25 protein-coding genes and 3 pseudogenes are annotated in these 26122 nt (G+C 36.4%); 12 read left to right on the top strand and 16 right to left on the bottom strand.

Translation table 11 applies throughout. The annotated features are described in order from the left end of the window. The 3 genes and pseudogenes from C6H08_RS04275 to C6H08_RS04265 all read left to right on the top strand — a co-directional run. Positions 1-1560, top strand: a 1560-nt coding sequence (locus C6H08_RS04275; RefSeq protein ID WP_104686115.1) for a dihydroxy-acid dehydratase domain-containing protein, incomplete at its 5' end; no start/stop codon positions are given. A gap of 11 nt (positions 1561-1571) precedes the next feature. Continuing rightward, positions 1572-2129: pseudogene (locus C6H08_RS04270) on the top strand (restriction endonuclease). A gap of 49 nt (positions 2130-2178) precedes the next feature. Then, positions 2179-3351, top strand: a complete 1173-nt coding sequence (locus tag C6H08_RS04265; protein WP_034580224.1) for an Eco57I restriction-modification methylase domain-containing protein — start codon at positions 2179-2181, stop codon at positions 3349-3351. Positions 3352-3580: 229 nt separating this feature from the next. Here C6H08_RS04265 and C6H08_RS12255 read toward each other — a convergent pair whose 3' ends face one another. The 7 genes and pseudogenes from C6H08_RS12255 to C6H08_RS04240 all read right to left on the bottom strand — a co-directional run bounded on the left by C6H08_RS12255 (position 3581) and on the right by C6H08_RS04240 (position 7745). Further along, on the bottom strand, positions 3581-3727 hold the full coding sequence (locus C6H08_RS12255; protein WP_267892875.1) for a hypothetical protein: 147 nt from the start codon (positions 3725-3727) through the stop codon (positions 3581-3583). Continuing rightward, positions 3703-4092, bottom strand: a complete 390-nt coding sequence (locus C6H08_RS04260) for an RICIN domain-containing protein (RefSeq protein ID WP_267892874.1) — start codon at positions 4090-4092, stop codon at positions 3703-3705. The genes C6H08_RS12255 and C6H08_RS04260 overlap by 25 nt, the downstream gene beginning before the upstream one ends. Before the next feature lie 14 nt (positions 4093-4106). Then, positions 4107-4937 (bottom strand): annotated as a pseudogene (locus tag C6H08_RS04255) (cytolethal distending toxin subunit B family protein). Positions 4938-4947: 10 nt separating this feature from the next. Further along, positions 4948-5202, bottom strand: coding sequence for an RICIN domain-containing protein (locus tag C6H08_RS12250; RefSeq protein ID WP_267892873.1), 255 nt, complete (start codon positions 5200-5202; stop codon positions 4948-4950). Between the two features lie 17 nt (positions 5203-5219). Further along, complete coding sequence (locus C6H08_RS12245; protein ID WP_267892872.1) at positions 5220-5669, bottom strand: RICIN domain-containing protein; 450 nt, start codon at positions 5667-5669, stop codon at positions 5220-5222. A gap of 610 nt (positions 5670-6279) precedes the next feature. Beyond that, a complete protein-coding gene (locus C6H08_RS04245) occupies positions 6280-6741 on the bottom strand; it encodes an NfeD family protein (RefSeq protein WP_034580697.1) in 462 nt (153 codons plus the stop codon). 329 nt (positions 6742-7070) lie between these two features. Beyond that, positions 7071-7745 carry a hypothetical protein gene (locus C6H08_RS04240; RefSeq protein WP_233708485.1) on the bottom strand — a complete coding sequence of 225 codons (675 nt, stop codon included), beginning with the start codon at positions 7743-7745 and terminating at the stop codon, positions 7071-7073. A gap of 114 nt (positions 7746-7859) precedes the next feature. On the opposite strand from C6H08_RS04240, the gene C6H08_RS04235 reads away from it, so the two are divergent. The 3 genes from C6H08_RS04235 to C6H08_RS04225 all read left to right on the top strand — a co-directional run bounded on the left by C6H08_RS04235 (position 7860) and on the right by C6H08_RS04225 (position 10717). Beyond that, entirely contained in the window at positions 7860-8075 is a 216-nt protein-coding gene (locus tag C6H08_RS04235; RefSeq protein WP_034565306.1) for a hypothetical protein, read from the top strand. 379 nt (positions 8076-8454) lie between these two features. Further along, positions 8455-9897 (top strand): argininosuccinate lyase, encoded by a 1443-nt coding sequence (gene argH / locus C6H08_RS04230; RefSeq protein ID WP_034562865.1) that lies wholly within the window; start codon positions 8455-8457, stop codon positions 9895-9897. Between the two features lie 13 nt (positions 9898-9910). Beyond that, complete coding sequence (locus C6H08_RS04225; RefSeq protein WP_034562867.1) at positions 9911-10717, top strand: 3'-5' exonuclease; 807 nt, start codon at positions 9911-9913, stop codon at positions 10715-10717. A gap of 513 nt (positions 10718-11230) precedes the next feature. On the opposite strand, the gene xseB is transcribed toward C6H08_RS04225, so the two are convergent. Continuing rightward, positions 11231-11428: an exodeoxyribonuclease VII small subunit gene (xseB, locus tag C6H08_RS04220; protein WP_004084166.1), complete on the bottom strand. Its 198-nt coding sequence runs from the start codon at positions 11426-11428 to the stop codon at positions 11231-11233. A gap of 139 nt (positions 11429-11567) precedes the next feature. Between xseB and rpmE the strand changes: the two genes are divergently transcribed. Next, positions 11568-11768 (top strand): 50S ribosomal protein L31, encoded by a 201-nt coding sequence (rpmE, locus tag C6H08_RS04215; protein WP_005219927.1) that lies wholly within the window; start codon positions 11568-11570, stop codon positions 11766-11768. Between the two features lie 316 nt (positions 11769-12084). Here rpmE and rplI read toward each other — a convergent pair whose 3' ends face one another. Continuing rightward, positions 12085-12528 carry a 50S ribosomal protein L9 gene (rplI, locus tag C6H08_RS04210; protein ID WP_034579542.1) on the bottom strand — a complete coding sequence of 148 codons (444 nt, stop codon included), beginning with the start codon at positions 12526-12528 and terminating at the stop codon, positions 12085-12087. 63 nt (positions 12529-12591) lie between these two features. Between rplI and C6H08_RS04205 the strand changes: the two genes are divergently transcribed. After that, on the top strand, positions 12592-13254 hold the full coding sequence (locus tag C6H08_RS04205; protein WP_034579545.1) for a M48 metallopeptidase family protein: 663 nt from the start codon (positions 12592-12594) through the stop codon (positions 13252-13254). A 26-nt stretch (positions 13255-13280) separates the two neighbouring features. Here the strand turns inward: C6H08_RS04205 and C6H08_RS04200 are convergent, their stop codons facing one another. The 3 genes from C6H08_RS04200 to fur are packed head-to-tail and all read right to left on the bottom strand — an operon-like array spanning position 13281 to position 14841. Continuing rightward, the gene (locus C6H08_RS04200; RefSeq protein WP_034562873.1) at positions 13281-13745 is read right to left on the bottom strand and encodes a hypothetical protein; all 465 of its coding nucleotides are present in this window, start codon (positions 13743-13745) and stop codon (positions 13281-13283) included. Continuing rightward, positions 13742-14368, bottom strand: coding sequence for a hypothetical protein (locus C6H08_RS04195; RefSeq protein ID WP_233708484.1), 627 nt, complete (start codon positions 14366-14368; stop codon positions 13742-13744). Before C6H08_RS04195 ends, C6H08_RS04200 begins: the two co-directional genes overlap by 4 nt. Positions 14369-14379: 11 nt before the next feature. Further along, the gene (fur, locus tag C6H08_RS04190; RefSeq protein ID WP_034562875.1) at positions 14380-14841 is read right to left on the bottom strand and encodes a ferric iron uptake transcriptional regulator; all 462 of its coding nucleotides are present in this window, start codon (positions 14839-14841) and stop codon (positions 14380-14382) included. A gap of 234 nt (positions 14842-15075) precedes the next feature. Between fur and C6H08_RS04185 the strand changes: the two genes are divergently transcribed. From C6H08_RS04185 to C6H08_RS04170, 4 genes are read left to right on the top strand one after another with little or no spacing between them, the layout of a single operon-like run. Continuing rightward, positions 15076-16050 carry a DUF475 domain-containing protein gene (locus tag C6H08_RS04185; RefSeq protein ID WP_034562877.1) on the top strand — a complete coding sequence of 325 codons (975 nt, stop codon included), beginning with the start codon at positions 15076-15078 and terminating at the stop codon, positions 16048-16050. Between the two features lie 44 nt (positions 16051-16094). Beyond that, on the top strand, positions 16095-17150 hold the full coding sequence (locus tag C6H08_RS04180; protein WP_005219933.1) for a ribonucleotide-diphosphate reductase subunit beta: 1056 nt from the start codon (positions 16095-16097) through the stop codon (positions 17148-17150). Then, a complete protein-coding gene (locus C6H08_RS04175; RefSeq protein ID WP_034562881.1) occupies positions 17134-17871 on the top strand; it encodes a carbon-nitrogen hydrolase family protein in 738 nt (245 codons plus the stop codon). Before C6H08_RS04180 ends, C6H08_RS04175 begins: the two co-directional genes overlap by 17 nt. Then, on the top strand, positions 17868-18530 hold the full coding sequence (locus C6H08_RS04170; protein WP_034562883.1) for a protein-L-isoaspartate(D-aspartate) O-methyltransferase: 663 nt from the start codon (positions 17868-17870) through the stop codon (positions 18528-18530). Before C6H08_RS04175 ends, C6H08_RS04170 begins: the two co-directional genes overlap by 4 nt. Positions 18531-18599: 69 nt before the next feature. Here the strand turns inward: C6H08_RS04170 and C6H08_RS04165 are convergent, their stop codons facing one another. From C6H08_RS04165 to trpB, 4 genes and pseudogenes are all read right to left on the bottom strand, one after another. Then, positions 18600-19313, bottom strand: a complete 714-nt coding sequence (locus tag C6H08_RS04165) for a toxin-antitoxin system YwqK family antitoxin (protein ID WP_034579548.1) — start codon at positions 19311-19313, stop codon at positions 18600-18602. Between the two features lie 121 nt (positions 19314-19434). Next, complete coding sequence (gene gap, locus C6H08_RS04160) at positions 19435-20412, bottom strand: type I glyceraldehyde-3-phosphate dehydrogenase (RefSeq protein ID WP_034579550.1); 978 nt, start codon at positions 20410-20412, stop codon at positions 19435-19437. A 236-nt stretch (positions 20413-20648) separates the two neighbouring features. After that, entirely contained in the window at positions 20649-21956 is a 1308-nt protein-coding gene (locus C6H08_RS04155) for a hypothetical protein (RefSeq protein ID WP_034579552.1), read from the bottom strand. 2865 nt (positions 21957-24821) lie between these two features. Continuing rightward, positions 24822-26039: pseudogene (gene trpB, locus C6H08_RS11885) on the bottom strand (tryptophan synthase subunit beta); the annotation flags it as partial. Positions 26040-26122: the final 83 nt, after the last annotated feature.

Raw genomic sequence — 26122 nt, 5'->3', positions numbered from 1 at the left:
GGTCCTATGAAAGCAGGGCGACTAGAAGATGGCACAATACTTGATTTAAACTCAGCATTTGAAGCAGTAGGTGCGTATGAAAGCGGTAAGATTAGCGAAAAAAGACTGCACGAGATAGAGTGTCAAGCCTGTCCTAGTGGGGGGAGTTGTAGTGGAATGTTTACTGCAAACTCTATGAATACGCTGTGTGAAGCTATGGGCGTGGCGTTGCCGGGCAATGGCACGATCCCGGCTTTAACACCTGAAAGAGAAGAGCTACTAAGGCAGGGGGCTAGACGCATTGTAGAGATTGCCCTAGATTCTAGCCTAAGTAAAAAATTTAGATTCCGCAATATTTTAAATGCAAAAGCCGTGCATAATGCCTTTGTCGTGGATATGGCAATGGGGGGAAGCACAAATACGATTTTGCATATGTTAGCCATCGCTAAGGAAGCGGAAGTGGATTTCAACCTAGAATCTATCAATAATATTGCCGCAAATGTCGCACATATCGCCAAAATCGCCCCGGCGTTAAGTAGTGTGCATATGGAGGATATTAACCGAGCAGGGGGAGTGTCGGCAGTGATGAATGAGATTTCTAAGCGTGGCAATTCGTCTTTGGGTAATCATAGCGGCGATTTTGTGGATTTTAGGAGAACCGCAGACTCTATGTCTAGCTCCCCCCTAAAATCCACAAAAAGCCCCACTAGCATCACCGCAAATACTAGAATTGTGGATTCTAACATTGCAGAATCCCAAGCAAGTTTCACTAAGCTAGATTCTAATGCGGAAGTATCTTTGAGTGATTTTCAGGGTTGTGAAGCTTTGAGTGCGAGAAGCTACCTAAGCGGTAGTGCCGAAGCACGAGAAGCAAACTCCCTGAAAAGCACCAAAGAGACAACGCAAAGCTTGTATTTAGACGCCCTCACAATCACAGGGGAGACTTTGGGAGAGAGAATAGCAAACGCAAATATCACAGACCCCGAAATTATCCGCCATAATGACAATGCCTACTCACAAGTTGGCGGATTAAAAATCCTTTTTGGTAATCTCTGCGAACAAGGCGCGGTACTAAAAGTTGCTGCAGTGGCAGAATCTATGAAAGAATTTAGCGGCAAGGCAATTTGCTTTAACTCCCAAGATGAAGCGATTAAGGGCATCGCAGGGGGCAAGGTAAAGGCTGGAAGCGTGGTAGTTATCCGCTATGAAGGACCAAAGGGGGGACCGGGAATGCAAGAGATGTTAAGCCCCACAAGTCTTATTATGGGAATGGGCTTAGGCGAAAGCGTGGCACTCATAACCGATGGGCGATTTAGCGGGGCGACAAGGGGGGCTTGTATCGGGCATATAAGCCCGGAGGCTGCTGAAGGGGGACTTATCGCACTCATTGAAGATGGTGATATTATAGAGATTTCTGTCTCGCGTGGGAGCTTGGAGCTAAAGGTAGATTCTAAGATTCTAGAATCTAGAAAGGCAAAATGGAAGCCAATACAAAAAGAGATAAAGAGCAAATGGCTCAAACGCTACTCGCTACTTGTAAGCAATGCTGCAAATGGTGCGGTACTAAAAACGGAGTTGTAAAAGTGAATAAAATGGCTTTACCCAAGGAACTTGAAAAAATTGTGAAATTTTTAAAACAGCAAAATCTGCATTTAAGCGAACAAAGTCGCGATGGGCGAATTAACTCTGCTTTTAATGAAGATGAGATTTTTAATCTTTTAGATTCTCACTTTGCGATAAATCGTCCAAATATGCGTGATTGGGTGGATTTTAGTTTTTATGAAAATAATGTGTTTTATCCTGTGAATATCAAGGTTAGCACGACAAAAACGACCGATAATCTCAACTGCAAACTTGGAATCTACTATGCTTTAACAGGTAAAATTCCACCTTTTGGCAATGGAGTAAGCTGGGAAACATATTTTAAGACGCTAAAAGAAAACTTAGAGACAAACGACAAGGATTGTTATTTTTTAATCATCAATAAAGATAATCCTAGTGATGTATTTGCTACTTCGCTTAAATGCCTAGAATCTATCTTGCCAAATGGTAATAATCTGCCCTTTCAAGCAAAATGGGATAATAATCGCCAAATTATGCAAAGAGATTTTGAATAAGTGAAAGAATTTTTATTAGGCACATTTGAGTAGTCTTTAAAACTTAGGGCTGATGCGTATTTGCATTTTAGGAAATACTTTTATGAATCTTGATGTTGAAAGCTTAGGGCAAGTCTTTACCCCGCCGCATATTGTAAGCGATATGTTAGCTTTAGTGCAAAATAATGGGCGATTTTTAGAGCCAAGCTGTGGTAATGGGGCGTTTTATGAGAATCTACCTAGCAATAAAGTGGGAATTGAGCTAGATTCTAGCATTGCTTGTAAAGGGGCGTTGCAACTCGATTTTTTTAGCTATCCTGTGAGTGAAAAATTTGATACCATTATTGGCAATCCCCCTTATGTGAGATTCCAAGATATTAGAGCTCACACAAAAGAGCTTTTAACGCCCTTTATGTCTATGTTTGATGAAAGAAGTAATTTATATTTGTTTTTTATTTATAAGTGTATTTTGCATTTAAATGATGGCGGGGAGCTAATTTTTATCACGCCTAGAGATTTTTTAAAAAGCACTGCGAGTGTGAAGCTTAATGGGTTTTTATTTCGCACAGGTAGTATTACGCATTTTGTAGAGTTAGGAGATAGAAAGATTTTTGCAAAAGCCCAGCCAAACTGCATAATATGGCGTTTTGTTAAAGGGGATTTCACGCGTAAAACACAATGTTTAAAAGAATTTTCTTGCATAAATGGACAGATTTTATTTACAAAAAAGACTTACACGACTCCTTTTAATTCATTATTTTTTGTAAAAGTTGGGGCGGTGAGTGGGGCAGATTCTATCTTTGGAAACGAAAAATGGGGTAATGTAGAATTTGTCGGCTCACAAACTTGCAAAAGTGGCAAAACAAAGAAAATGATATATGGTGAGTATGGTAGGGATTGTGCGTATTTACAGGGCTTTAAAACGCAATTATTACAGCGAAAAATTAGAAAGTTTAATGAAGCAAATTGGTGGGAATGGGGGAGAGATTATCATAAAAGCGAAATGCCTCGCATTTATGTCAATACCAAAACGCGAAATATTAAGCCCTTTTTCTTACACCCTTGCAAAGCCTATGATGGCTCAATTTTAGCGATTTTTCCAAAGTTTAAAGTGGATTCTATAATGCTACAAAACTTATGTGATAAGCTAAATGACATAGATTGGCAGGAGCTTGGATTTGTGTGTGATGGGCGGTTTCTCTTCTCGCAAAGAAGCTTAGAAAACGCAATGTTAGATTCTAGCTTTAATGCATTGAGAACTGTACCAACAAGCTAATCCCCACCTAATCTTAATATTTATTTTGGCGTATGTAAAAGAATTGCTTATTGTTTTTGAGAAATATTGTGGCATTTTACTAGATTTTATTTTTTTAATGTTGCAGGATCTAACTTTAACCAGCAGTTTATTTACTACACAACAAATCTTAAATGAAACTCTATAAAAAACCAAAATCTATGAGATTCTTAAGGATTAATCAGCATTGCATCTCGTATTGGCGGATTTATCAAAAAAAAAGATTATCTAAATCCACAGAAAAGAGACTATCTACATCACAAGGGCGGATTCCTATGCCTCTGCCTCTTGGAAGTTGTGGGTTATTAAACACTGTCATACATTCATTTTTATTCAATACAAAAGAGCGGATTTGCACTGCTGGTGTGGTGGTGGGAATGATTGTATAAGGGTTTCATACCTTTTTGATTTTAAGTCATCATTGCAGGATTTGCGTGTAAATAATCCGCTTTCAGCAATCGCTAAGCACATATCTTTTGTGCCAACTTGCACGAATTGCACTACCCCAAGATGAAAATCTTTAAAAGGATCGTTTCTTAACATATCTTCAGTTAATGGAATATCACGTATAACCCAATTTCTATCTTTTCCAAAGCCCACAATATCACCCGAAAAGGCACTTCTTAGTGAAATCGGCGGTGTAAATTCCACAAAATCAGGTAAATCTGGATCTATCGCATAAGCATTTATGACGCACATTAAAGCTAGTAGTAATCTTTTCATTACAATCCTTATGATTAAAATTTCCCAAAACGCACAGGAAAGTGATCTGATGATAGGTGCAATCTCACACTAGCAGCCATGAGTAATGCGGTAATTGTGGGTAAAGCCAAGCGAGATCTGTCATTAGAGCTTCTGCCAACTATCGCATAATCTAGGATTCTATTTGCCGCACCCATGCTAAAATGCGTTGCCGAGTTTTGCGTAACAATCCGTGTATGATTAGTTATTCTTGTATCAAGTCCGGATAATAGGTTTGCAGGATCTCTATTAAAATCACCTGCAATGAGCCAATTTAAATTTGTGCGATTAAGAAAATTATCATGCACTGCTGTAACCAATGCTGTAGCATCACCGCCTCCCCTTGCAAGAGCATGGATATTAAAAAACACATCATTGCCAAGCCGTATGCCAATCACAGGACGGGAAACTTCAGGTGCAATTGTGTTTTGCGAGATAACAAACACTTCATCAGCTTGTCTACCGCTCACAATGGCGAGATTAACCCTTCTAGCACCAGCATCAATATTTGCATAATAGATAAATACAGAACGCGGTCTTGAGCGAGTGCCCAAATCCCAAACATATTCTTGAATAGGCGTCCCACCCGGCTGAATCATTCTGCCCGTTGGTCTTGCACTTGTAGGTACACTGCCGGCTTCTTGCACCATCAAAATATCCACAGGATTATCACCGGTGATAAGCTGTCTTACACTGACATTCCATTTATTTTATTTATTTTCAGTGCTAGCTGAAGAGCCTTGCAGATTCCAAGTGCCGACAACATAGTCCTCAATCTTTCCAAAAAGTAGGCTAAAACTAAAAAGCATAAGTATAACAACTTTCATCAATATTCCTTTATTTGCCATCTACACTAAACACTACACCAGCATTTAAAGGTGGCGCGATGATAAACCATTGCTGATCGCTATTTAGCTTACCACCTTTCACACAGCTTGTGAGAAAAATGCTGAAAAACCTCGTTGCTTGATTGCTTGGGGTTTGCAAACATTGCTTAGTGGCGACATTTTGAATCTGCACGGCTTGATTATCAAAGAGATTGAAAGTCCATAATTGTGCAGGGTCTTCCATATTGCAATATGTGTGAATCACGCCATTTCTATATGCGCTTAGACAAGTGCCTTCTTTAGCATTTTGTATAGCAGCACTCCATCAGCCTTATTAAAAATCCGCCAAATCCTAGCCCCACCGAAATCTTTACTATCTATGAGAGAATAGCCCCACACCCAATTCCCCACATTTAACGCCCAGAGCGTCAAAACCCCACCTTCAGGACTCATGATGGATAAAAGATCTGAAGTATAGCTTCTAGAATCACCATTAATGCATAGCAAAGGCAACTCTGTATGCTTTGTGGGCGTGTGATTACCTTTTCTATCTGTGTTGGGACGCATGAGTTTTTTAGATAGATTTGGTCCTTGCACGAGATTTACTTGCTTTTTAGAATTAGCTGATGGTGTTGGGGAATTCCCAATGCCAAGTTCATAATCATTAGAAGCATAAGCGGCAGTAAGTAATGTGAAAGTCGATATGATAAGTAAAGTAAAAATCTTAGACATAGCTATTCCTAAGTGTATGTTGTAACTGCATTGTTAGTATAATATCCACTAACTACGCATAAAGCGAATTATTGCCCTATTATAAAAACCATTTTTGTGTGTAAAGTAACATTTAATACGCAAAAGGTTGGGGCATAAGGTTTTACATGCAAAGTTTAACTTTTAGAAACTCTATATCGTAAGCAAACACACGAGATTTATGCGGTATGCTTTGCTAAAAAGTTATAAAACTAAACAGGTATCCCCTAAATTCAACACTCTCTTTTGCAATATGAGCTTGGCGATATTCTACGATATATTGCAACACTACTTATCATTGACTGAAATTTGCTAGTGTTTTTTATCCTCTAAATCAACTTAATATTGCTTCACTATGTCAATGTTTCTTTGCGTAGTAAAAGGGCGTAATGTAACACAACTCAGGATAAATGTCTTTTGCATGCCAAACATCTTTATCAATTCTAACAAAGTTGTTTCTTCTTAATCTACATAGTGTGCGGTGTGCGGAGAGCACGACTGCAAATCTTTGCCCTTGAAGTTGCTATTCGGCTAGGCAATGATGTGGATATGCCAAGAAATCTAGCAAAAAGTGTAACCGTGGAATAAAAACTCAAACCTTGATAATCGCCTTATTATCTCTAATCCCTAACACCTGCACCCTATCGCCTTCTTTTAGTGGCGTGTTAGATTCTAATGTGCTAGATTCTAATCCATTAGAATCTAATGTAGGGGCTTTTTCATACGCCCACAATGTGCCTTTGAAATATACCATTCCTTGCTGAATCTCGCCTATACCGCCACCATTTTGCAGAGAATCTTCATAGACTTGTGAGCCTTTAAACCACGATTTTATGGGCTTTCTTAGCACAATAAGGCAGAGAAAAGCAAAAGCACAAATGCTCACCGCTTGCCACGCATACACGCTCTCCACACTTCCGCCTATGATGTTGCCAAAGCCAACAAATGCTTCAATCCCCGCTGTGATGCATAGCCCTAAACCGATGAAAAGCAAGAAAAATGAGCCAAAAAATATCTCCGCCACAATAAAGCCAAGCCCCAACCCCAAAGGCATAATAATTAACACCTTTATCTCCTTTGGTTTCTGTGTTCTCTCTTTTGTGAGACTAAACAAGTGTTGAATATGTATGGTGCTTTTGGAAAATGCTCACTAAAGATTCTAATCACTGTACTTTCATGTAATTTATCCGCCTTGTTACTCAAAGCCACTAATCTTACTCGAAAAACATCTCCACAAAGAAGCTTAATTGCATTTTTCTCAGAATAAACCTATCAATGATTATCATATTAAAGACTTAATAGAGATGTTGCCCACATTTATGATTCACAAAAATCTTTTTCAGCTATCAATCAGAGCGACAGATAGTAAATCCAGAATCCATATCACAAAAACTTCGGCGGTAATATACGCAAACCAAAGCTTACAAAATCAAGTCCGCCATAAAAAGCATTTCCATAAGTTGCATCAAGCTGTAGCATATCTTGCACAAGCCATGTTCGCAGTCCCACTTGATACATAACTGGGTCAAAACGACTATAATAGACTTCGCCAATGGCATATAGACGAGATACTATCTCTGTTTCTAAGCCCACACCAAGTGTATAGATCCCATCCATAAAGCTTTGCAAATTATACCCCACATTCACATGCAATGCAATCTTAGAATCTAAAAATAAAAAAGTAGCAGGGATATAGGCATATATCTCATTTGCATTATCCGCCCCAAAGAGATAATTATGAATATTCCCAACAGCAATGCCAATACCCCAATCTTTCTCATCCGCATCAACAAAAAGCTTTTTTAGCTGAAACTGCACAGAATTAGACTGCAATCCTATCATACCACCAAGCGTGATTTCAGTCCCCCAAATAAGATTACAACTAGGCAAACTCCATAGCTCACTATCACCTTGTGCATGTAGCTCAATCCATGTCTCCATTTGACAATGCCCTTTTGCCACAACCCTTGCATCATCGGTATTAAAAGGTCTTGCCGCATATAAACTCATCACATATACACATGGCAATATCAATAAAAATGCAACTTTTTTAAACATATCTATATCGCTTTTTGTAGTTTTTAAACAACTCATTATAACAAAAAATATTTTTAGGATAGAATGCGAATTGTAACAAATATGTTAGGAATACGCAGTTAAAAAGGAAATGCAATGTTTCAATATAAATTAATGCTATTTGGATTCCCAGATTTATGCAGGGATTATGATGATGTGTTATTGCATTTAAAGCAAGTCCCGCCACAAAGAGCAGTAACCGAAACGCTTGAGCAATGCTATCTTATTGATATGCAAACAGGACATAAATATGAGATTAGCTTTGATAATAAAGGGTTGTTTGTAAAAGATTTTAAGCTGGATGAGTGTTAAAATCTAGCTTAAAATGAAGATTTTCGCACAAAACAATAAATCCCTATGTACCCCCAATGTTGTATAGACAAATCGGAAAGCATTGCAACATATTTATCCCCCCCCCCCCATAGCACGCACATGATCAGCATGTCTCCACACTTCAACATTGTAAGACGAAAGGATGTGAAAAGCTTTCACATACAAAAGATTGTATAAATGGATTTCATATTTTAAAAGAATTTTTCTATTTCAACTTGTCTTTATCTAGCATGACTGGGTAACAAACGATATATAAAAACATATCATACCAAGAATGACATGCAATTGCCAAACAACACTTAACAAAATTTTTGTACCATTCTAACCATGATATTTTAAGCTCACATAAAGGACATATATGGCGAAACTTTGGGCTGGTAGGTTTCAAACAGATGCAAACACTTTGCTTGATGAGTTTAATGCGAGTATTCCATTTGATAAAAATCTATGGGAAGAGGATATTCAAGGCTCCATCGAACATGCAAAAATGCTTTATTCTATTGGGCTTTTAGACATACACGAGCTAGATTCTATTACGCATGGATTGCAAGAGATAAAGCAAGAGATTATGCAGGGTAATTTCACTTTTTCCTTGCAAGATGAAGACATACATATGGCAATAGAGAAGGCTTTGAGTGAAAAGATTGGCGATGCGGGGAAGAAGCTACACACAGCACGCAGTAGAAACGATCAAGTAGCCCTTGATTTTAAACTCTATTGTAGAAAGCAGAATCTTGGTATACAAAAGCTATTAATCGAGCTTATAGAATCTCTTCTTTCAATAGCACAGCACCACACAAACACTATAATGCCCGGTATGACACATTTACAACACGCACAGCCTATAAGTTTTGGTTATCATTTAGTGGCTTGGTGTGTTGGGCTGAAACGCGATATTGAGAGATTGCAATCAAGTATGCAAAGAAGCGATGATTGCCCCTTAGGGAGTGCAGCCCTTGCTGGCACGCCCTATGGCAATGAGAGAGAGAATCTTGCCTTAAGTTTGGGCTTTAAAACAGCGAGTCTAAATGCTATGGATTCTGTTGGGCAGAGGGATTTTGCCCTAGATATATTGTATGATATTGCTATGGTTATGCTACATGTTTCACGCATGGCAGAAGAGCTTATTTTATGGAGTAGCTATGAGTTTGGGTTTGTAACTTTTGCTGATAGCTTTGCGACTGGAAGCTCTATCATGCCACAGAAAAAAAACCCCGATGTAGCCGAGCTTTTGCGGGGTAAAACAGGTAGAGTTTATGGGAATCTTATGGCATTATTAACCACTATGAAAGCACTTCCTTTTGCGTATAATAAGGATATGCAAGAGGATAAAGAAGGTGTGTTTGATTCGGTGCAAACTGCTATTATTAGCCTTAAGATTCTAACAGAAAGCATGAAAACTCTTACAATTAATACCGAGAATATGCGTAAAATGTGTGAAAAGGGGCATTTGGTCGCAACGGATTTAGCAGATCTTTTAGTAAAAGAGTGTCATGTCCCTTTTAGAGAAGCCCATCATATTACAGGTGTATGCGTGCAGTATGCTGAATCTTGCGGCAAGGATTTAAGCAATATTGAGATAGATTCACTCTGTGAGGTGCTAGAAAAAGAGCTTAAAAATCTTGTAACGCAAAAAGGCAATATGGAATCTATTGTAACGACAATATCAAGTGAGAGCCTAAAGCTTGCCCTAAACCTAGAGCATTCTATGCAAAGGCGAAATAGTCTTGGAGGATGTGGGAGCGATGAGGTAAAAAGACAGATTCATATATTATTACAATGGCTAAGATCTATCGCATAGCTTAGGTTATAATATGGCACTTCAGTATTTTGGACACTATTTTAATCTGCTAGATCAAATGCCCCTAAGCCTTGAGAGTTTTCATACACAATTAAGCAATGTCTTGCCTGAATATGGCACGCTTGAATGCGAAACCCTGCTTGAAATAATGATTGGCTTACATGCACCACTTTATAGAGTGAGTGATATAGAATCTAGCGATTATATTATTGACACAACAATAAAAAATATTAATCTCAATGAAGCAAAACTATGCTTTGTGGATATAGAGACGACATCGGCAAGTGTGAAAAATGGGCAAATCATCGAAATCGGGGCAATAATCGCACAAAATGGAGAGATACTAGACACTTTTGATACGCTTGTGTATAGCCCATTTGTGCCAGAGGATATTATTGATCTCACAGGCATAGATTCCTATATGCTAGAAGATGCACCACGACTTGAGCAAGTATTAAAGCAGTTTCGCGCATTTTTGGGTGATAGCGTGTTTGTCGCACATAATGTTTCATTTGATTACAACTTTATCGCAGAAAGTCTGCATGAATACGATATGCCACCACTCTTTAATCCTCGTCTATGCACGCTAGACCTTAGTCGTAGGACTATCGTATCAAAAAAATACGCATTAGCCTATCTCAACGATATGTTAGGTATAAACACAGCACAAGCCCATAGGGCCTATGCTGACGCACTAACTGCCTTTAGACTATATGAAATATGTATGCAATCACTCCCAAAAGAAGTAAAAACCCTGCAAGAACTCATCGTCTTTTCAAAAGGAAAGATTGCGTATCCACAAAGAGTTGCGGGGAAATAGCAAGCAAAATGCCATATCTATAGAATCTACAATGACATAAAAAAATTGCATTATTGCAAATTACCATAATTATTGTTATCAAACTTTCATATGGTCTTGCCAGAGCACAATATTATTGGTTGGTCGCGCGATAACAAAAATTACAGACCTACTTTTCTACAACAAACACAAGAATCCTTATTTGACACTATAAACACATCAAACAAAATTGTTTTGTTTATATATTTACCCCAGCACAATATGCTAGAACTCTATATCTCCATATAGTATATAGCCCGGACTTATTTGGATACATTTTAATTCATTTAAACACGCTTCTATACCTGTAAAGTTTGCACTATTTTTTGTATTGTTGTGTTGGTTTTGTTAATATGCTTGTGGCTTTGAGTTACTACATATTCTTTGTAAGACTTAGCAATTGATTGTTTTTAGATTTCTTAGGGTCTTATAGAGATACCTCTAACTATATTTGAGTGCTCCCAGCAACAAACCACTGCCTTTATCAATAAAATATTATTGTTGTTCTAGGGCATTTTTTAATTCAAACTCTGCTTCTTCTAGCATTTTGTTTGCCATATTGATGTGTGTTTGTGCATCTTTGTATAACTTCATACCATCTTTTAGATTCAGTGTGTTGTCGTTTAATTGCTTGATAATATCTTTCACTTTTTCCACATGTGTTTCAAAATCAATATCTGTTGTTTGAGTCATGAAGTATTCCTTGCTTTTTTGATTTTAGAGTAGATGATTATACCAAAAATATGATTAATTTAAATTTACAAGCTGTATTTAAGATTATTTTGGCTATAATCCTAAGTTTTATTTTATATTCGTTTGGAGATAAATTACCATGAAAAAAGACATTCACCCTAAATATGTTCCTTGCAAAGTAACCTGTGTAACAAGCGGTAAAGAAGTTGAGGTGCTAAGCACAAAGCCTGAATTACGCATTGATATATCAAGCTTTTGTCATCCATTCTATACTGGCAGCGATAAGATTGCCGATACAACGGGTCGTGTAGAACGATTTAGAAAGAAATATAATCGTTAATACCACTTCTTATAAAGTCTTCTCGAAGGGGTAGGAATTGCATGTGTTAAATTAGATTAAAAGATCTGTTTAATACTAGAGAACTTGTTGTTTTACTTCTCTACTTATCGTCAAACTCATAAGTCCTTGTTTTAGACTTTATACTTCGTTATAAGTGTGTTTCTGTAATATTTTTTCTGTTGAGTAGATCATTAAAGTAAGGCGGGGGTGCTTCGCAATCACTTCGTAGGTAGCCATGTATATAGTGGGATTTGTTTGCTTAATATGTGGGGCGTGCAGTTAGTAAAATGCGATGAGTTGCTGATATTATAAGCCCTTATTCTGCAATCACATTTAAATTCAACTTAGCTTGTAGTCCATGACCAAGTTTTACAACCGCTTGAAATTTGCCAAGAGTTTTTATCTGTGGAATCTCAAAGGCTTTTTTATCGATTGAGATTCTGTGCTGGGCTTGCAATTCATTTGAGATTTCATCTTTTGTGAGTGATCCAAAGAGATGATTGTTTGAGCCGACTTTTTTTGAGATTGTAAGCTCGATTTTTTCTAGTGCTTGTTGCATTTGCTTTGCTTCTGCAATCTGTAATGCTTCTAGTTCTGCTTGTTTTTTCTGCTCTGCTTTGTATTTATTGATAACTTCATTTGTGGCATGTTTTGCAAGTCCTTTAGCAATGAGAAAGTTATTGGCATATCCATCTTTTACTTCTTTTGTTTCCCCAGCTTTGCCTAGATTCGCTACATCTTTGATTAATAAGACGCGCATTTGACACCTTTAAGTTGATTTGCTACTATATCGCCGTTATTTTAGCAGAAAAAAGGATAATTGTTGCAAGAATTTATGGGGTTTTGGTTTGAGATTAAGACAAGCAAACGCATTAAGAGATGGCGTATTGTGTGTAATGTGGAGGGCTTTTTTATCTTTCATTTTCCATATCGCACAAAAAATACACTACAAATTGCAGAACAATATATAAAAGAAAATCATGCTAAAATGAATACATTTTTATTAAAACAGCAAACAAGATTCAATGCAAATAATGACTTAGCAACGCAATATCTAAACGAGTATCCAAACTCACTTGTAGTATTTGGGACACAATGTTTAGCAAAAGATTGCACTATAGAATCTTTATGTCAAAGATTATATGCAAAATCAAAAGAAATATTAGATGAATACGCTTTGCAAATGCAGCTAAACTACACAAAGCTAATAATTAGTTTCGCAAAGTCATATCTTGGGCAATGCAATAGTAAGGCTCAAATAAAGATTGATTATCGCAATGTGCTGTGCGATGAGAGATTACTGCGTTATCTTGTGGTACATGAGTTGGCACATATTAGACACCCAAATCACTCTAAACTCTTTTGGCAAGAAGTAGAAAGATTCTATCCTGATTACAAAAATACACGCAAAGAATTAAAAATTATGGCAAATAGAAATGCGACTATATTAAAACACTATGGCTTATTGCATAAAAGATTGTGCTGACTTTTAACAACCAAAATATTCATCAACTATCGTATGTCCAAAAAAAGCTCTTTTGGTGTGGTAAAAATCTCAAGATAAAATCTATCATTGCTATCATCTTTGTTATATAACAAGATTCCATGTTTAGTAATTTTTTCTAAAATATAGATTTTGTCATTGTAGTTAATTGTGCTATAAAGGCTAATCCATTCTTCATTAATTAAGGCTTTATTATTAAGTATGGCATGGAGTTTTAGCGGTGCTTGTGGCTCTTTATGTTCCTGTGGTAATGACTCAATGGGTAAAGCCTTATCTTCTTTTGGTCTTAAAAAATCGATTATAAAAGAAAAATCTTTGTGTGGAATATCTTTTTGTTGCTGTATAAAATAAAGTTTAGATTCTATATCATCTGTTGGTGTAATAAAGAATCTATCTTTAAACACAAGAAAAAGAAAAGCTATGCAAACAGAGATTGCAATAAATCTTTTAGAAAAGGTTTTTAAAGTTATCATATTTGATATGTCCCAACAGAAAATACGATTTTTATATCCTGTGTGAATGGCATATCATTTATGGAATCTAGATTCCCAACCACTTGGGCGGGTGCAGGGCTTTGGGGTGCAAAATGTATAGAATCTAGATTCTCTGCATTTGTAGATTCTAGACTCTTGCTATCTTGCATCCTAACTCCCATATTCCACCCATAAGGCATAGAATCGAGATTTCGTATTGTCGCATTTGACAATGAAATCTCGTGTATAAAAAGTGTAGGCAATGCTTCAAAGGCGTGTATAAACTCATAGCATAGCATTGCCTTACAAGTAAAAAATAAAGTGTAGTGATTTGTTGTATAGGGCAGTGTAGTTTGCATTCGCCTTTGTTTTAGTTCTTTATTGGAACAAATCGCATTCTTACATTTACTCGTAATCTCATAATCTTTAAAAAGTAAGGCTATATTGCTTTGCATAGTTGTAATATCCACTTGTTTGCGTTGTGTAAGCACCCACTCATCATATTCGATATAGCTAAGCAAAGTAACACAAGACACTACAAACAAACATAAAAGGATAATGCGTTCAAACGCACTTTTTCGTAATAAATAAAGTGTGATTGTATGCAAGAATCTCTGCAACATTTAAGTAAAAACTACACATTCTTACATTTCGCACACATCACAAAAAGTCGCATGTCATGGCTTATAAGCTGTGTGCCAAACTTCTCTGCAATATCAACTTGCAATCTCTCAATATCAGAATCTACAAACTCAATAATCTCTCCGCATTGCAAACAAATAATATGGTCATGATGGGCTTTAGCAGCAATCTCATATCTTCTACCCGTTTTATCTGCTTCAAGTGCTGTAATAAAATGCTCTTTTTCTAAGAAACTTAAGATTCTATACACAGATGAAATGCTTGTATTCTTATCTTTAATGCGTAATTGATTAGCGATTTCTTCAGGGCTTAAATGCGTGCCACTTTTGTAGAGAGCACCTATAATTTCTTCTCTTTGTTTTGAGTTTTTTAAGCCATTTTTCTTAATCGAAGCGCGTAGTCTAAGCAGTATAGAATCTAGAGTTTCTAATCGTTTAGTAATTGCTTTATCCATGAAAATCCCCTTAATAATGAATGTGAAAAATAATATAAAAGTAAAAACTAATCTTAGAAATAAAATTGCAGAATTATAGCAAATAAAAACTTAAAGTGTAGTATTTTTTCTCAAAATATCAGTAAAAATAGTAATAGACATACAGACAGAAGACTTACTTAGATTCACATTATATTATGTGTATATAAAGTATGCTACAATACGCACACTATTCTACTACAAAATGAGGGAGCGATGAAGCATTTTTATAGTTCTTTTGTTGTAACTTTAGTTGGGCTAGTTTTGGCATTTTATGTTGGGGCTTGGCAGGCGATTTACATATGTATTTTACTCTCTATCTTAGAGGTTAGTCTCTCATTTGATAACGCTGTGGTTAATGCAAAAGTGCTTGATACGATGGATATAAAGTGGCAAAAGAGATTTATTTATTGGGGGATTCCCATCGCTGTGTTTGGTATGAGATTTATCTTTCCTATTGTTATTGTGGCAGTAGCAGCAAGGCTTGGTATGCTTGAAACGCTGAATTTAGCCCTGTATTCACCACAAGAGTATCATAAAACACTTGAAGAAACGCGTTTTGAGATTTATGCTTTTGGTGCTGGGTTTTTACTTATGGTGTGTTTGCAATTCTTTTTTAGTGAAGATAAAGAGGTGCATTGGCTAAGCCTTATTGAAGATAATGTTATTATGCGATTTTTTATGAAGTTCCCAAACTTTGCTTTATTGCTTGCTATCACACTTGGAATCATTCTACTTGCCCTAACGGATAATATACTTGTAGGCATGGCGTATTTTTGTGCGATTGTGCTGTATTTAATCATTCATTCCGCAGATAAATTTCTTGGGGCTGGTGGTGTGCGTAATGGGCTTATGGGCTTTTTGTATTTAGAAGTGCTTGATGCAAGTTTTAGTTTTGATGGTGTGATTGGGGCATTTGCCTTGAGTGAGAATATTTTTATTATTATGATTGGGCTTGGCATTGGGGCTATGTTTGTGCGTAGCTTGACGCTTTATCTTGTAGAGCATAAGACACTGCAAAAGCTTATCTATTTAGAGCATGGCGCACATTATGCTATCGGGGCATTAGCTATTATTATGCTATTAAAGATTTTTATGGAAGTAAGTGAGATTATCACAGGGCTTATTGGCGTAGGATTTATTGCCATTGCCTTTATTTGCTCTCGTGTTGCAAATAAAAATAGTATGTAAAATTCACCTTTTTTGTTATAATTCCACATTTAAAGGAAATGAGTATGACTAGTGAAAACACGCAGAAAGACAATAGAGTATCTCGCAAAAAAATCTATAATCCGCACTCAACAGAAAGTGTCAATGAAAGGCGTATATTTGGTGGGAATCCAACCGCAATATTTGAGTTAAATAAGATTAAATATCAGTGGGCTTATAATCTTTTACGCACAATGTTTGCAAATACTTGGTTTCCAGAAGAAGTGAATATGAATCAAGATAAACGCGATTATATGGAGCTAACCCTGCAAGAAAAGCAAGGCTATGATAGAGCATTAGCCCAACTTATTTTCATGGATTCACTTCAAACAAATAACTTAACAGACAATATCAATCCATATATTACATGCCCGGAAATAAATATGCTTTTAGTGCGTCAAGCGTTTGAAGAATCTTTACACGCACAAAGCTATGCGGTTATGGTAGATTCTATATCTGCAAATACTGATGAAATCTATCAAATGTGGCGTAAAGATGACAAACTTCGCTCAAAAAATGACTATATTGCTGATGTATATACAGACCTTGCAAAAAACCCAACAGAAACAAATCTTATAAAAGCCATGTTTGCCAATCAGATTCTAGAGGGAATCTATTTTTATAGCGGTTTTGCGTTTTTTTACACACTTGCTAGAAGTGGTAAAATGCAAAATAGTGCAGAAATGATACGCTTTATCCAACGCGATGAAATTACACATTTAACGATTTTTCAACAAATGATTATCTCTACGCGTAAAGAAAGACCAGATCTTTTCACACAAGCATTACAAGATGAGGTTATGGAGATGTTTCGTCAAGCAGTGGATTTAGAATCTAGCTGGGGGGAATACATTACGCAAGGACAAATTCTAGGCTTGACTGCAAAAATTATCCGTCAATATATTGAGTATTTAGCGGATAAAAGATTAAAAGCAGTTGATTATCCTATCTTGTATAACACGCAAAATCCCATACAATGGGTAGATGAACAGGTAAATTTTAACAATCAGCGGACAAACTTTTTTGAAGCAAAAGTGCGTAATTACACACGGGGAGAATTAAAATTTGAAGACGATTTTTAAGACTTTTTATACATTGCAGCTAAAGACAAAAGCAAATTGGGAAGAGAATCTAGCAAGACTTGAAGCAAAGGTGCTAGAGTGTGAAAAAGATTCCTACATTCTTGCAAGTGAAGTTTTTCTCACAGGATTTGCATATCAAAAGATGGCAGAAGCAAGTGAGTTTAGTGAGATTGCCACGCGAAAGTTACAAGAATTAAGCAAGGATAAAACTATTGTAATCACTATGATAGAGCAAGAAGGCAGAAAATATGTCAATCGCTTGAAAGTATTTCATAAAGGACGCATAGCCTATACACAAAAAAAGGCAAAGCTTTTTCCTTTAGGTAACGAACACTTGCATTTTAAAGCGGGGGATATAAAGGATATTAAGACTTTTATGCTTGATGGAATCTTATGTGCGGCTCTCAATTGTTTTGAAGTCCGCTTTATTGATTTATGGAAAAAGATTCAAGGCGCACAAGTGATTTTTGTCCCAGCCGCATGGGGTAAGGCAAGGAAAGTGCATTTTCAAACACTAACGCGTGCTTTAGCTATTGCAAATCAAAGTTTTGTTATTGCTAGTTCATGTGCGGGCAATGAGTATGCAAAAGGTAGTAGCATTATCACACCTTATGGAATCGTGTATAAAAATGATTCTAAAGAGATGATACAAGCACAAGTAAATCTCGCTGAAGTTACAAAAATGCGAATACATATAGACACAGGAATCCCGCACGCATGAAACTTCATGAAATAAAAAACATGGAAATGCTAAAAGATGTCAAAGATAGCTTTGACCCCAGAATCATCGCCGCATTACGCCAAACTGATAGGGAGTTTTTTGTCCCCTCTGTCGTAAAACATTCCGCATTTCACCTTGATAATGCTTTGCCTATAAGTGATGAACAATGGATTAGCGCACCACTCACTGTGGCAAAGATGACAACCTATCTCATGGCGTATGATTTAGGTGATAGCGTATTAGAGCCAGATAGTGTGCTAGAAATAGGGCTTGGGAGTGGTTATCAAGCAGTTGTATTGTCTCATCTTATACGCAGAGTTTTTAGCATTGAGCGTATAGAATCTCTATGGCTTGAAGCAAGATCGCGTATAGCACAACTACAAATTATGAATATCAATATAAAGCTTGATGATGGTATGAATGGTTGGGCGTCTTTCGCCCCCTATGATAGAATCTTACTTTCTGCATGCACAGAGAGTATCCCAAAAACACTAAGCGATCAATTGCAAGTCAATGGTGTGCTTGTAGCCCCAATATATCATAATGGCGGACAAGTTATCGCACGATTTGTAAAACAAAAAGATCATACACTCACAAGCCATATTTTAGAATCTTGCTCTTTTGTGCCGATTAAACAAGGCGTTATGCGTATGGGCTAAATGAAAAGGTAGCAAAAGTTTGAGTTAGATTTTTAGCTATTATAAGAAATATTAATAATCACAAATGGACTAAATCCATAAACCACTATCCCCTGTATTTTTATCTTGATATGGTCTTTGCATAGGGTTTGGATTCTCAAACTCAAATAAAAATGGATTTATAGAATCAAGCCCTTCAAAAAAATTATCAAAAGAATCTGTATTATTCCCAATGAAATTATACTCTTCAAGTCGCTGTAACAACCCATCGCTATCATAGATTTTTCTACTTACAAGCCTATTATTGCGATATTTTTCCTCTTTGTGAATCTTATTGTTGATATAATATTTTTTTACTTCTTCATTATCTTTATAAAATATCGTTTCAACTAAAGAATTTGCATTATCTTTATCGTAAAAATTTGTTTGTAAAAGCTTATCATCTTGATATAAACACTCTTTTCGTTTTAACCCATTGTTGTAATAGGCTATTGTACGTGTGCGATTGCCATGATCATAAAAATCTTCATATTTCAAAACACTATCGCCATACCATTTTTGTATCCCATGCTTCACCCCTGAAATCTCTTTACATGGTGTATCGCCATCTCTAGATTGACAGATTTTAAAAGTATGACTAGAATCAGAAATATAAGTTGTCTTACTTTTAATTACATTACTATTATTTATATCATAATCAATATACACAAGAGTATTATGTGCTTCATCTTTTTGTTTGGTTACAACCCAAACGATTGCAACAAGACACGCACCAAATGCAATGAAAAAGCCCCATTTCTTCATCATTTTCCTTTATCTTTCGCAGAATAGGCAAACATTGTAACATTAAAAATCCAACATATTGGCAATATTTTTAACAATAAACATCTAAGGATAATCGCAAATATCTAGAATCTTGTATCAATTATCCAAGTATAAACTCTGCCATATCTAAGATTCTATTTGCATAGCCGCTTTCATTATCATACCATGCCATTATTTTTAGCATATTGCCAACTTGCACACTTAAATCTTTTGCCACAATGCTACTATACGCACTCCCTAAAAAATCACTACTTACACGATATTTAGAATCAATGCTTAATATGCCTTTCATACTATCATTTGCATAAGATTCTAATAAAGTATGTATCTCATCTAGTTTTGTGGCTTTATTAAGATAGAAGTTTAAATCCGCCATTGAAACATCAATCAAAGGCACTCGCACACTCTGTCCGTGAATTTTACCCTCTAGATTCGGTAAAACTCGCTTTAGACCGATAGCCGCCCCCGTTGTGGTAGGGATAATATTATTTGCGGCTGCCCTTGATCTTCTTTTATCGCTTCTGTGTGCGTTATCAAGTAGATTCTGATCGTTTGTGTAGCTGTGGATTGTAGTCATTGTAGCACTTGTGATTCCATAATGTTTATCAAGTATGGCACAAATAGGGGCAATGCAATTTGTCGTGCAAGACGCATTTGAAATAATTAACTCGCCATTGTAATCTAAGTGATTGACACCAAGCACGAATGTCTTTGTATCATCTTGCGGTGGGGCTGAAATGATGATTTTTTTCGCACCTTTTTGTAAATGGTGCTTGATAGATTCTGTCGTGAGAAATTTACCACTTGATTCAATCACAATATCTACTTCACCAAAATCAATATCTTTTGGGTTATTATGATTGCTTACATGTATTTTTTGATTATCAATACATAGTGTGTCATTGTAATAGGAAATATTGCGACTAAATGTGCCATGTGCGCTATCAAACTCAATGAGATAAGTCAAAATCTCCCATTGTGCAATATCATTGAGTGCTTTGATGGTATGTCCCCTTTTAATCGCCTCACGCAAGATCGTGCGACCCATTCTCCCAAGCCCATTTATCCCTAGTGTCATATTCTAACCTTATGTAATCCTAGATATATAAATTATGTGGATTATAGCTTATTTTTGTGTGTATGGATTGTATTGGCAGAAACTCTTTGTATGTTTTCAAAGTTACATGGCTTCTATATTAAACAAAGAGAATAGTCAATGCAAATTACGCTTTATTTTAGTGTTGTATAACCGCAATGAAGCGTAGCTAACTTGTAAGAAAATAAACACTTTTTATCAAATCTTTATAAATATTGCTAGTTATTTTCTGGCCACACACGCACAGATTTAATCTCATATTTATTTACAATATCAAAGAATGTTTTCATCAGTCCATGACCTCTACTTTTGTTATAAGCGTTGATCATCTTTTGTGCTTCATCACCGAGATTCATCGCTGTGCTATCTAGCGGCGTGATAAGGATTTTCACACTTCTTTTCTTTGCATTTGGATCTAAAAGCTGTGCGTGGTCTGACACTATTTTTTGTAAGCTTTTCTTTAGATGCGGTGCTAAATATGGGCTTTGCTCTACAAAAGTCATACCACCAGCACGACTGGCTTCTAAGCTAGAATAGTATTGGGCCGTAATGCGTTTCTTCTCGTTTGCCCTTTCAATTCTCTCATCTTTTGATAGCGGGATATTCTCATTAAAGGCAAGATATTCTTTTGCAAAGGTTTCAAACGCACTTGTAGCAAGTTTATTAGCACGGACATAAACGCGTGCTTCCTGCATAGTATAGTTGTATTGGCTAAGCCACGCTACGACTGAATCGCTAAAGTTTTGCATTTCTTCTTCATATTGCTTTTGAATCTTGTCGTATTTATCTTCATAGGATTTTCTTACTTGTCCTTTAATTTCTTGCTTACGATCGATTTCTTTCTCTATGGCGTATGTTTGAGATTGCGACCTACAGCTATTACAACCACAACCATATTCGTGTTGCGTATTTCTTTGCGATACACTTAGCATATCAATATCCGCATCAATATCATCTAGCATATCAGCGGCTTCTTGTTGCAAGGCTTCTAAATCATTTTCATATTTTGTTTGAATGCGATCATACTCTTTGCTAAACTCATCTACCTTTGCAATATACTGCACTAAAAGCGTAGGCATAGTCTTATATCTAAATGATTTAGATTCTACAAGTGTATTTGACTCTAAATGTAAAGTCGCCACATCGACTTTAATGACACATGTCCCATTGGCATTACTTTGTAAGTCTTTTAGTGTAGAGACACTATTGCATGTAAAGCTTTTAGGGATAAATTTATTGATATCTTCCCCAAAATTTGCGGCGATACTGCCTGATACCTCTTGCTTCACTTCGTTATCACTTAGCCATATATCAGCACGCATATCTTTGAGTTGGAATAAGAAACCATCGACATTTTTGAAATAGCATGTCGCATGAGTGCTATCTCCAGCACAATGATACGCGACACCAGCTTTTGCTGCATCTTGCAATGCCCACTCCATAATATCTAACGCACCATTTTTTGCGAAACTCACTCCACACACAGCCATGCTTAACGCACCTGCGGTTATTAACTTTTTTAGCATACCCTTATCCTTTCAGCATTTTTAGAATGTAAGCCATTATATTAGTGTTTTTTAGATTAAAAGTTTATTAATTTTATGTTATTTTTGCAAAAGATATTATTGCTGTTGGGATATATTGGCTGGTTTTGTGGCGAAACCACCATAAAATTGCAAACATGTTGTATGAAACTATTATGACTTTAAAGACTTGCCACAGATTTTACTTAATTCTGGGTCAGTTTTAAAAACACGAGATTTAGCAATGTTTGTATTAATGTAGCTTAGAGTCTGATTATTTGTCGCTTCATCTTTAGAATCTTGCGTGTTGGAGTCTTCTGTTGCGTCTAGGTTTTCTGCCAAAATATCACTTGAAGAATCATGTGATAAAAAATCTGTTTCTATATTGTTTTCACTATCACTTATATTAACTTCATTGTTAGAATCTATACTTGCATTATTTTCATTTGATTGCCTTGTATCATCTATGTCTTCAATGGTGTCTGTAAAAATACCTGCCAACTCATTTTCTATTTCTTGCCCTAAACTCTCTAAGTCATCATGCGTAGAATCCATATCATCTAATAGATCATCAGTTTGCGTTAATGAAGCCATATCATCATCTTGGGTAGAATGAAATGGGTTAGATTCTAGCGTATTTGTGGTTATATTTTCATCTGTCATAGAATCTTGTATATTTACATGTTCTTGTGTGGCTTCTTTATGTCCGTCTAATTCAACTGAATTGTCTTGTGTAGAATCTTGCGTAAGAGAGTCTATTTGCATATCCGATTCTTCTAAATCAAAATCGTCTCGTATATCATCTGCCCCATTTGTTTCATTAGAATCTAAGTCTAAATCATTGGTTTGCATAAGTGGGCTAACAGAATCTTCGCTAGTCATTAAGTCTATATTGAAATCATCTTGCGATATTGTTTCTGCGTTAAGCAAAGAATCTAAAACGCCAGAATCTTGTGCTGTCTCATTTGTAGAATCTAGACTTTCTAAACCTAGCATTTCATCAAAGGCATTTATGTTTATGGGCGATTCATCATCTATTTGTTGCGTATTTTCTGTTGATACATTGTCTAGTGATATGTCTTTGGCTAATTCTAGCTCATCTTCTTGCATATTATCTGTTATATCTGTATCAAGAATGCTTTCTTGCGTATCGCTTGTCTCAATTGCATTTTTGCATTTTTCTATTGTGCTAGATTCTATATTTTCTATATCATTAAGATCTAATTCATTACTTGTAATATCTGTTTCTTTTGGGTCTTGTGCTACTTCATCGATAGAATCTTCTTGCTTATATTGTGTTGATAAATGTTGTAAATCTTCCAAAGCTTCTGGGACGCTCTCGTGCATAGTTTGCAAATCGAGCAAAAGCTGCTGGGCTAACTCTTCGCTTGAATCCATGCTATCTTTAGAATCTATATTTTCTCGTTCTATATCATCTTGGAGATTCTGCGTATCATCATTTGGGGCTATGTTGCTTTGGTCTGTGTCTATACTAGAATCTTCACTAAGCAAAGATTCTAATGATATATCTGTTTCTGGTGATATATCTGCATTTTGGGGTATTTCTGTGGAATCTGTGTCATCAGATTCTACTAAATCTTGCAAATTTGCTTCTGTATCTTGTGATAAAATCTCTGTTTCATTGCTTATTTCGCTAGATTCTATCTCAGCAGATTCTAAAGATTCTGTGTTGTCGCTTGTTTCTTGTGAAAATTCACTTATGGGATTTATAGAATCTTCTTTAGATATTGCTTCTTGTTCTGTGTCTATTTGACTTATTATATCAAGTTGCAAATCGCTCTCATCTTGTAAGTCATCATTATCTTGTGTGTCGCTATCTTGCAAGTCATTCCCTTGTAAAAAACGCAATGCTTGCATATTTGCTTCTTGTGTGTTATTGCTAGATGGCGTGGTTTCTAAAAGTTCAGATTCTACATTAGAATCTGTGGTTAAAAAGTGTAGTGGCTCTTTATGTGAAGATTCTATATCACTCTCATTTAAGTTTAGAGAATCTGTATCTATTAAATCTGCTACATTTTCTATCTCGCTAGATTCTATAGAATCTTGCAAATTGTCCTCTATGCTTTCTGTTTGAATATTATTATTGTCTTGTTCCGTCTCACTTTGTTTTAAAATAGCTTGTATTGTTTCTGTGTCGTTTATCTCTGTATTATCTGTTGTGTTAGTGAGATTAGATTCTAGATTTTCATCATTTTCTAAAAATTCTTTGCTCTCACTCTCTAAATCTATACTAGACATTTCCTTTTCGCTTTGCTCAAGGTCAATATGACAATTTGTAGATTCTAGATTTTCTATGGCTTCTGTAGTGGCAGATTCTGTTGAATCTGTGGAATCCAATGTCTTATCATTTTGCATGTTAAGCGAAAAATCTAGTTGAGATTTCATACTAGATACTTCGCTACGCTCAGTACGACAAGCTGCCTTAGATTCTAGATTCTCACTATCCGCCCTAGACTCCACGCCCTGATTAGAAAGCATAGAATCTAGCTTTTCTAAGCTCTGCTCACTTATAGAATCCAAAGTCATTGATGATAAATCCTGCATGTCTAGCTTGTGTAAAGATTTATCGTCTTGTATTTGTATTGTAGAATCCGCTTGCGTGCTTGTTAAATGCTGCGTATCTTGTGCTTTTGTGTCATCATTTTCTGTATCAGTGGAATCAAAAAAGCTCATATCCTCGTGGCTTATATCTTGCAGGGCAAGTTTTAGCTCATTTTGCCTTTGTTTTAATTCTTCTTCATCTCTTTCTTCTTGGACCACTACTTCTTTTGGTTTATTTTTCTGTTTTAATAGTTTTTCTACACTTTGCAATTCAGATTCTAAAAAGTCTCTCCACGCATTCGTGCATAAAGCCTTTGCCGTGATAAAAATATCCTTATCGCCCCTACCACTCACATTTACTACTATGATTTTATTTTTCTCTTTCTTTGCGATCTCAAGCACACCAGCTAAAGCATGACTTGATTCTAATGCAGGTAGTATCCCTTCATGTCTCGCAAAAAATTGCAATGCCTCCAAAGCAGAATTATCACTAGCAGCCATAAACTCTACTCTTCCAATATGCTTTAAGTGTGCGAGTTGAGGTCCAACCCCAGCATAATCTAGCCCCGCACTAATGGAATGCGTATTTGAAATCTGCCCATGTTTATCCTGCAAGAAGTAGGAACGATAGCCATGGGCTACGCCGATACTTGCCCCACTATTTTCAGCAAGTCGCATGGCATGTTTATTTGCTTTAAAGTCATCGCCCCCAGCTTCAACACCCACAAGCTTTACTTCCATATCTTCTAAAAACGCACTAAATGCCCCCATAGAGTTACTACCACCACCAACACATGCGACAACATAGTCTGGCAGAAATATGTTTAAATACTTACCTAAAGCTTTTTTTATTTGCTTTTTTATCTCTTTGCCAATGATAGATTGAGAATCTCTCACAATATCGGGGTAAGGATAAGGACCAAGCGCACTACCTAATACATAAAAATATTCATGTGGGACTTTACTCCACTGACGCAGGGCTTCATTTACCGCGTCTTTTAGCGTCTTTGTGCCACTCTCTACTGCCACCACTTCTGCACCAAACTGCTCCATTATAAACACATTTGGTCGCTGTCTTTGTATATCTGTCGCACCCATGAAAATCGTGCAAGGCATCTTTAAAAAAGCACATACACTAGCCACCGCTACACCATGTTGCCCTGCACCCGTTTCTGCGATAATATGTGTTTTTTTCATTCGCTTTGCAAGTAGGACTTGTGCTAGGGCATTATTTATCTTATGTGCGCCTGTATTTGCCAAGCCCTCGAACTTGAGATAGATTTCATTCCCAAGTATTTCGGAAGCGTTTTTTGCATAGATAAGGGGTGTTGGTCTGCCAACAAATGTTTTTAAAAGTCGCTTTAACTCTTTTTGAAAGCCTTTTGTTTGGAATATCTGTTTATATGCTTTTTGTAAATCATTTAGTGCCGGATACAATATCTCGGGGATAAAACACCCGCCAAACTTAAAATCGCCCTCTCCAAAATACCCTTTTTCACTCTTTAAAAATATCCTATTATCCATGCTTCCTCTTTCAATATGGCAAAATACAAAACAAATGCCGCCTATTTTATCATTTTTCTGTGATTTTTTGACTTTGAATGATA

The organism is Helicobacter bilis (assembly GCF_900198365.1).
GTDB lineage: Bacteria > Campylobacterota > Campylobacteria > Campylobacterales > Helicobacteraceae > Helicobacter_A > Helicobacter_A bilis_B.
This window is presented reverse-complemented; position numbering and strand designations above follow the sequence as displayed.

Bases quoted from the DNA above. Each gene is read 5' to 3' on its own strand.
- C6H08_RS04200 (WP_034562873.1), bottom strand. From the start codon at position 13,745: ATGATAACTTTAAAAACCTTTTCTAAAAGATTTATTGCAATCTCTGTT.
- C6H08_RS12245 (WP_267892872.1), bottom strand. From the start codon at position 5,669: ATGTCTAAGATTTTTACTTTACTTATCATATCGACTTTCACATTACTT.
- C6H08_RS04240 (WP_233708485.1), bottom strand. From the start codon at position 7,745: ATGTTTAAAAAAGTTGCATTTTTATTGATATTGCCATGTGTATATGTG.
- rplI (WP_034579542.1), bottom strand. From the start codon at position 12,528: ATGCGCGTCTTATTAATCAAAGATGTAGCGAATCTAGGCAAAGCTGGG.
- rpmE (WP_005219927.1), top strand. From the start codon at position 11,568: ATGAAAAAAGACATTCACCCTAAATATGTTCCTTGCAAAGTAACCTGT.
- C6H08_RS04170 (WP_034562883.1), top strand. From the start codon at position 17,868: ATGAAACTTCATGAAATAAAAAACATGGAAATGCTAAAAGATGTCAAA.
- fur (WP_034562875.1), bottom strand. From the start codon at position 14,841: ATGGATAAAGCAATTACTAAACGATTAGAAACTCTAGATTCTATACTG.
- C6H08_RS04265 (WP_034580224.1), top strand. From the start codon at position 2,179: ATGAATCTTGATGTTGAAAGCTTAGGGCAAGTCTTTACCCCGCCGCAT.
- C6H08_RS04165 (WP_034579548.1), bottom strand. From the start codon at position 19,313: ATGAAGAAATGGGGCTTTTTCATTGCATTTGGTGCGTGTCTTGTTGCA.
- gap (WP_034579550.1), bottom strand. From the start codon at position 20,412: ATGACACTAGGGATAAATGGGCTTGGGAGAATGGGTCGCACGATCTTG.
- C6H08_RS04180 (WP_005219933.1), top strand. From the start codon at position 16,095: ATGACTAGTGAAAACACGCAGAAAGACAATAGAGTATCTCGCAAAAAA.
- C6H08_RS04245 (WP_034580697.1), bottom strand. From the start codon at position 6,741: ATGCCTTTGGGGTTGGGGCTTGGCTTTATTGTGGCGGAGATATTTTTT.
- C6H08_RS04155 (WP_034579552.1), bottom strand. From the start codon at position 21,956: ATGCTAAAAAAGTTAATAACCGCAGGTGCGTTAAGCATGGCTGTGTGT.
- C6H08_RS04195 (WP_233708484.1), bottom strand. From the start codon at position 14,368: ATGTTGCAGAGATTCTTGCATACAATCACACTTTATTTATTACGAAAA.
- C6H08_RS04235 (WP_034565306.1), top strand. From the start codon at position 7,860: ATGTTTCAATATAAATTAATGCTATTTGGATTCCCAGATTTATGCAGG.
- C6H08_RS04225 (WP_034562867.1), top strand. From the start codon at position 9,911: ATGGCACTTCAGTATTTTGGACACTATTTTAATCTGCTAGATCAAATG.
- C6H08_RS04260 (WP_267892874.1), bottom strand. From the start codon at position 4,092: ATGAAAAGATTACTACTAGCTTTAATGTGCGTCATAAATGCTTATGCG.
- C6H08_RS04185 (WP_034562877.1), top strand. From the start codon at position 15,076: ATGAAGCATTTTTATAGTTCTTTTGTTGTAACTTTAGTTGGGCTAGTT.
- xseB (WP_004084166.1), bottom strand. From the start codon at position 11,428: ATGACTCAAACAACAGATATTGATTTTGAAACACATGTGGAAAAAGTG.
- argH (WP_034562865.1), top strand. From the start codon at position 8,455: ATGGCGAAACTTTGGGCTGGTAGGTTTCAAACAGATGCAAACACTTTG.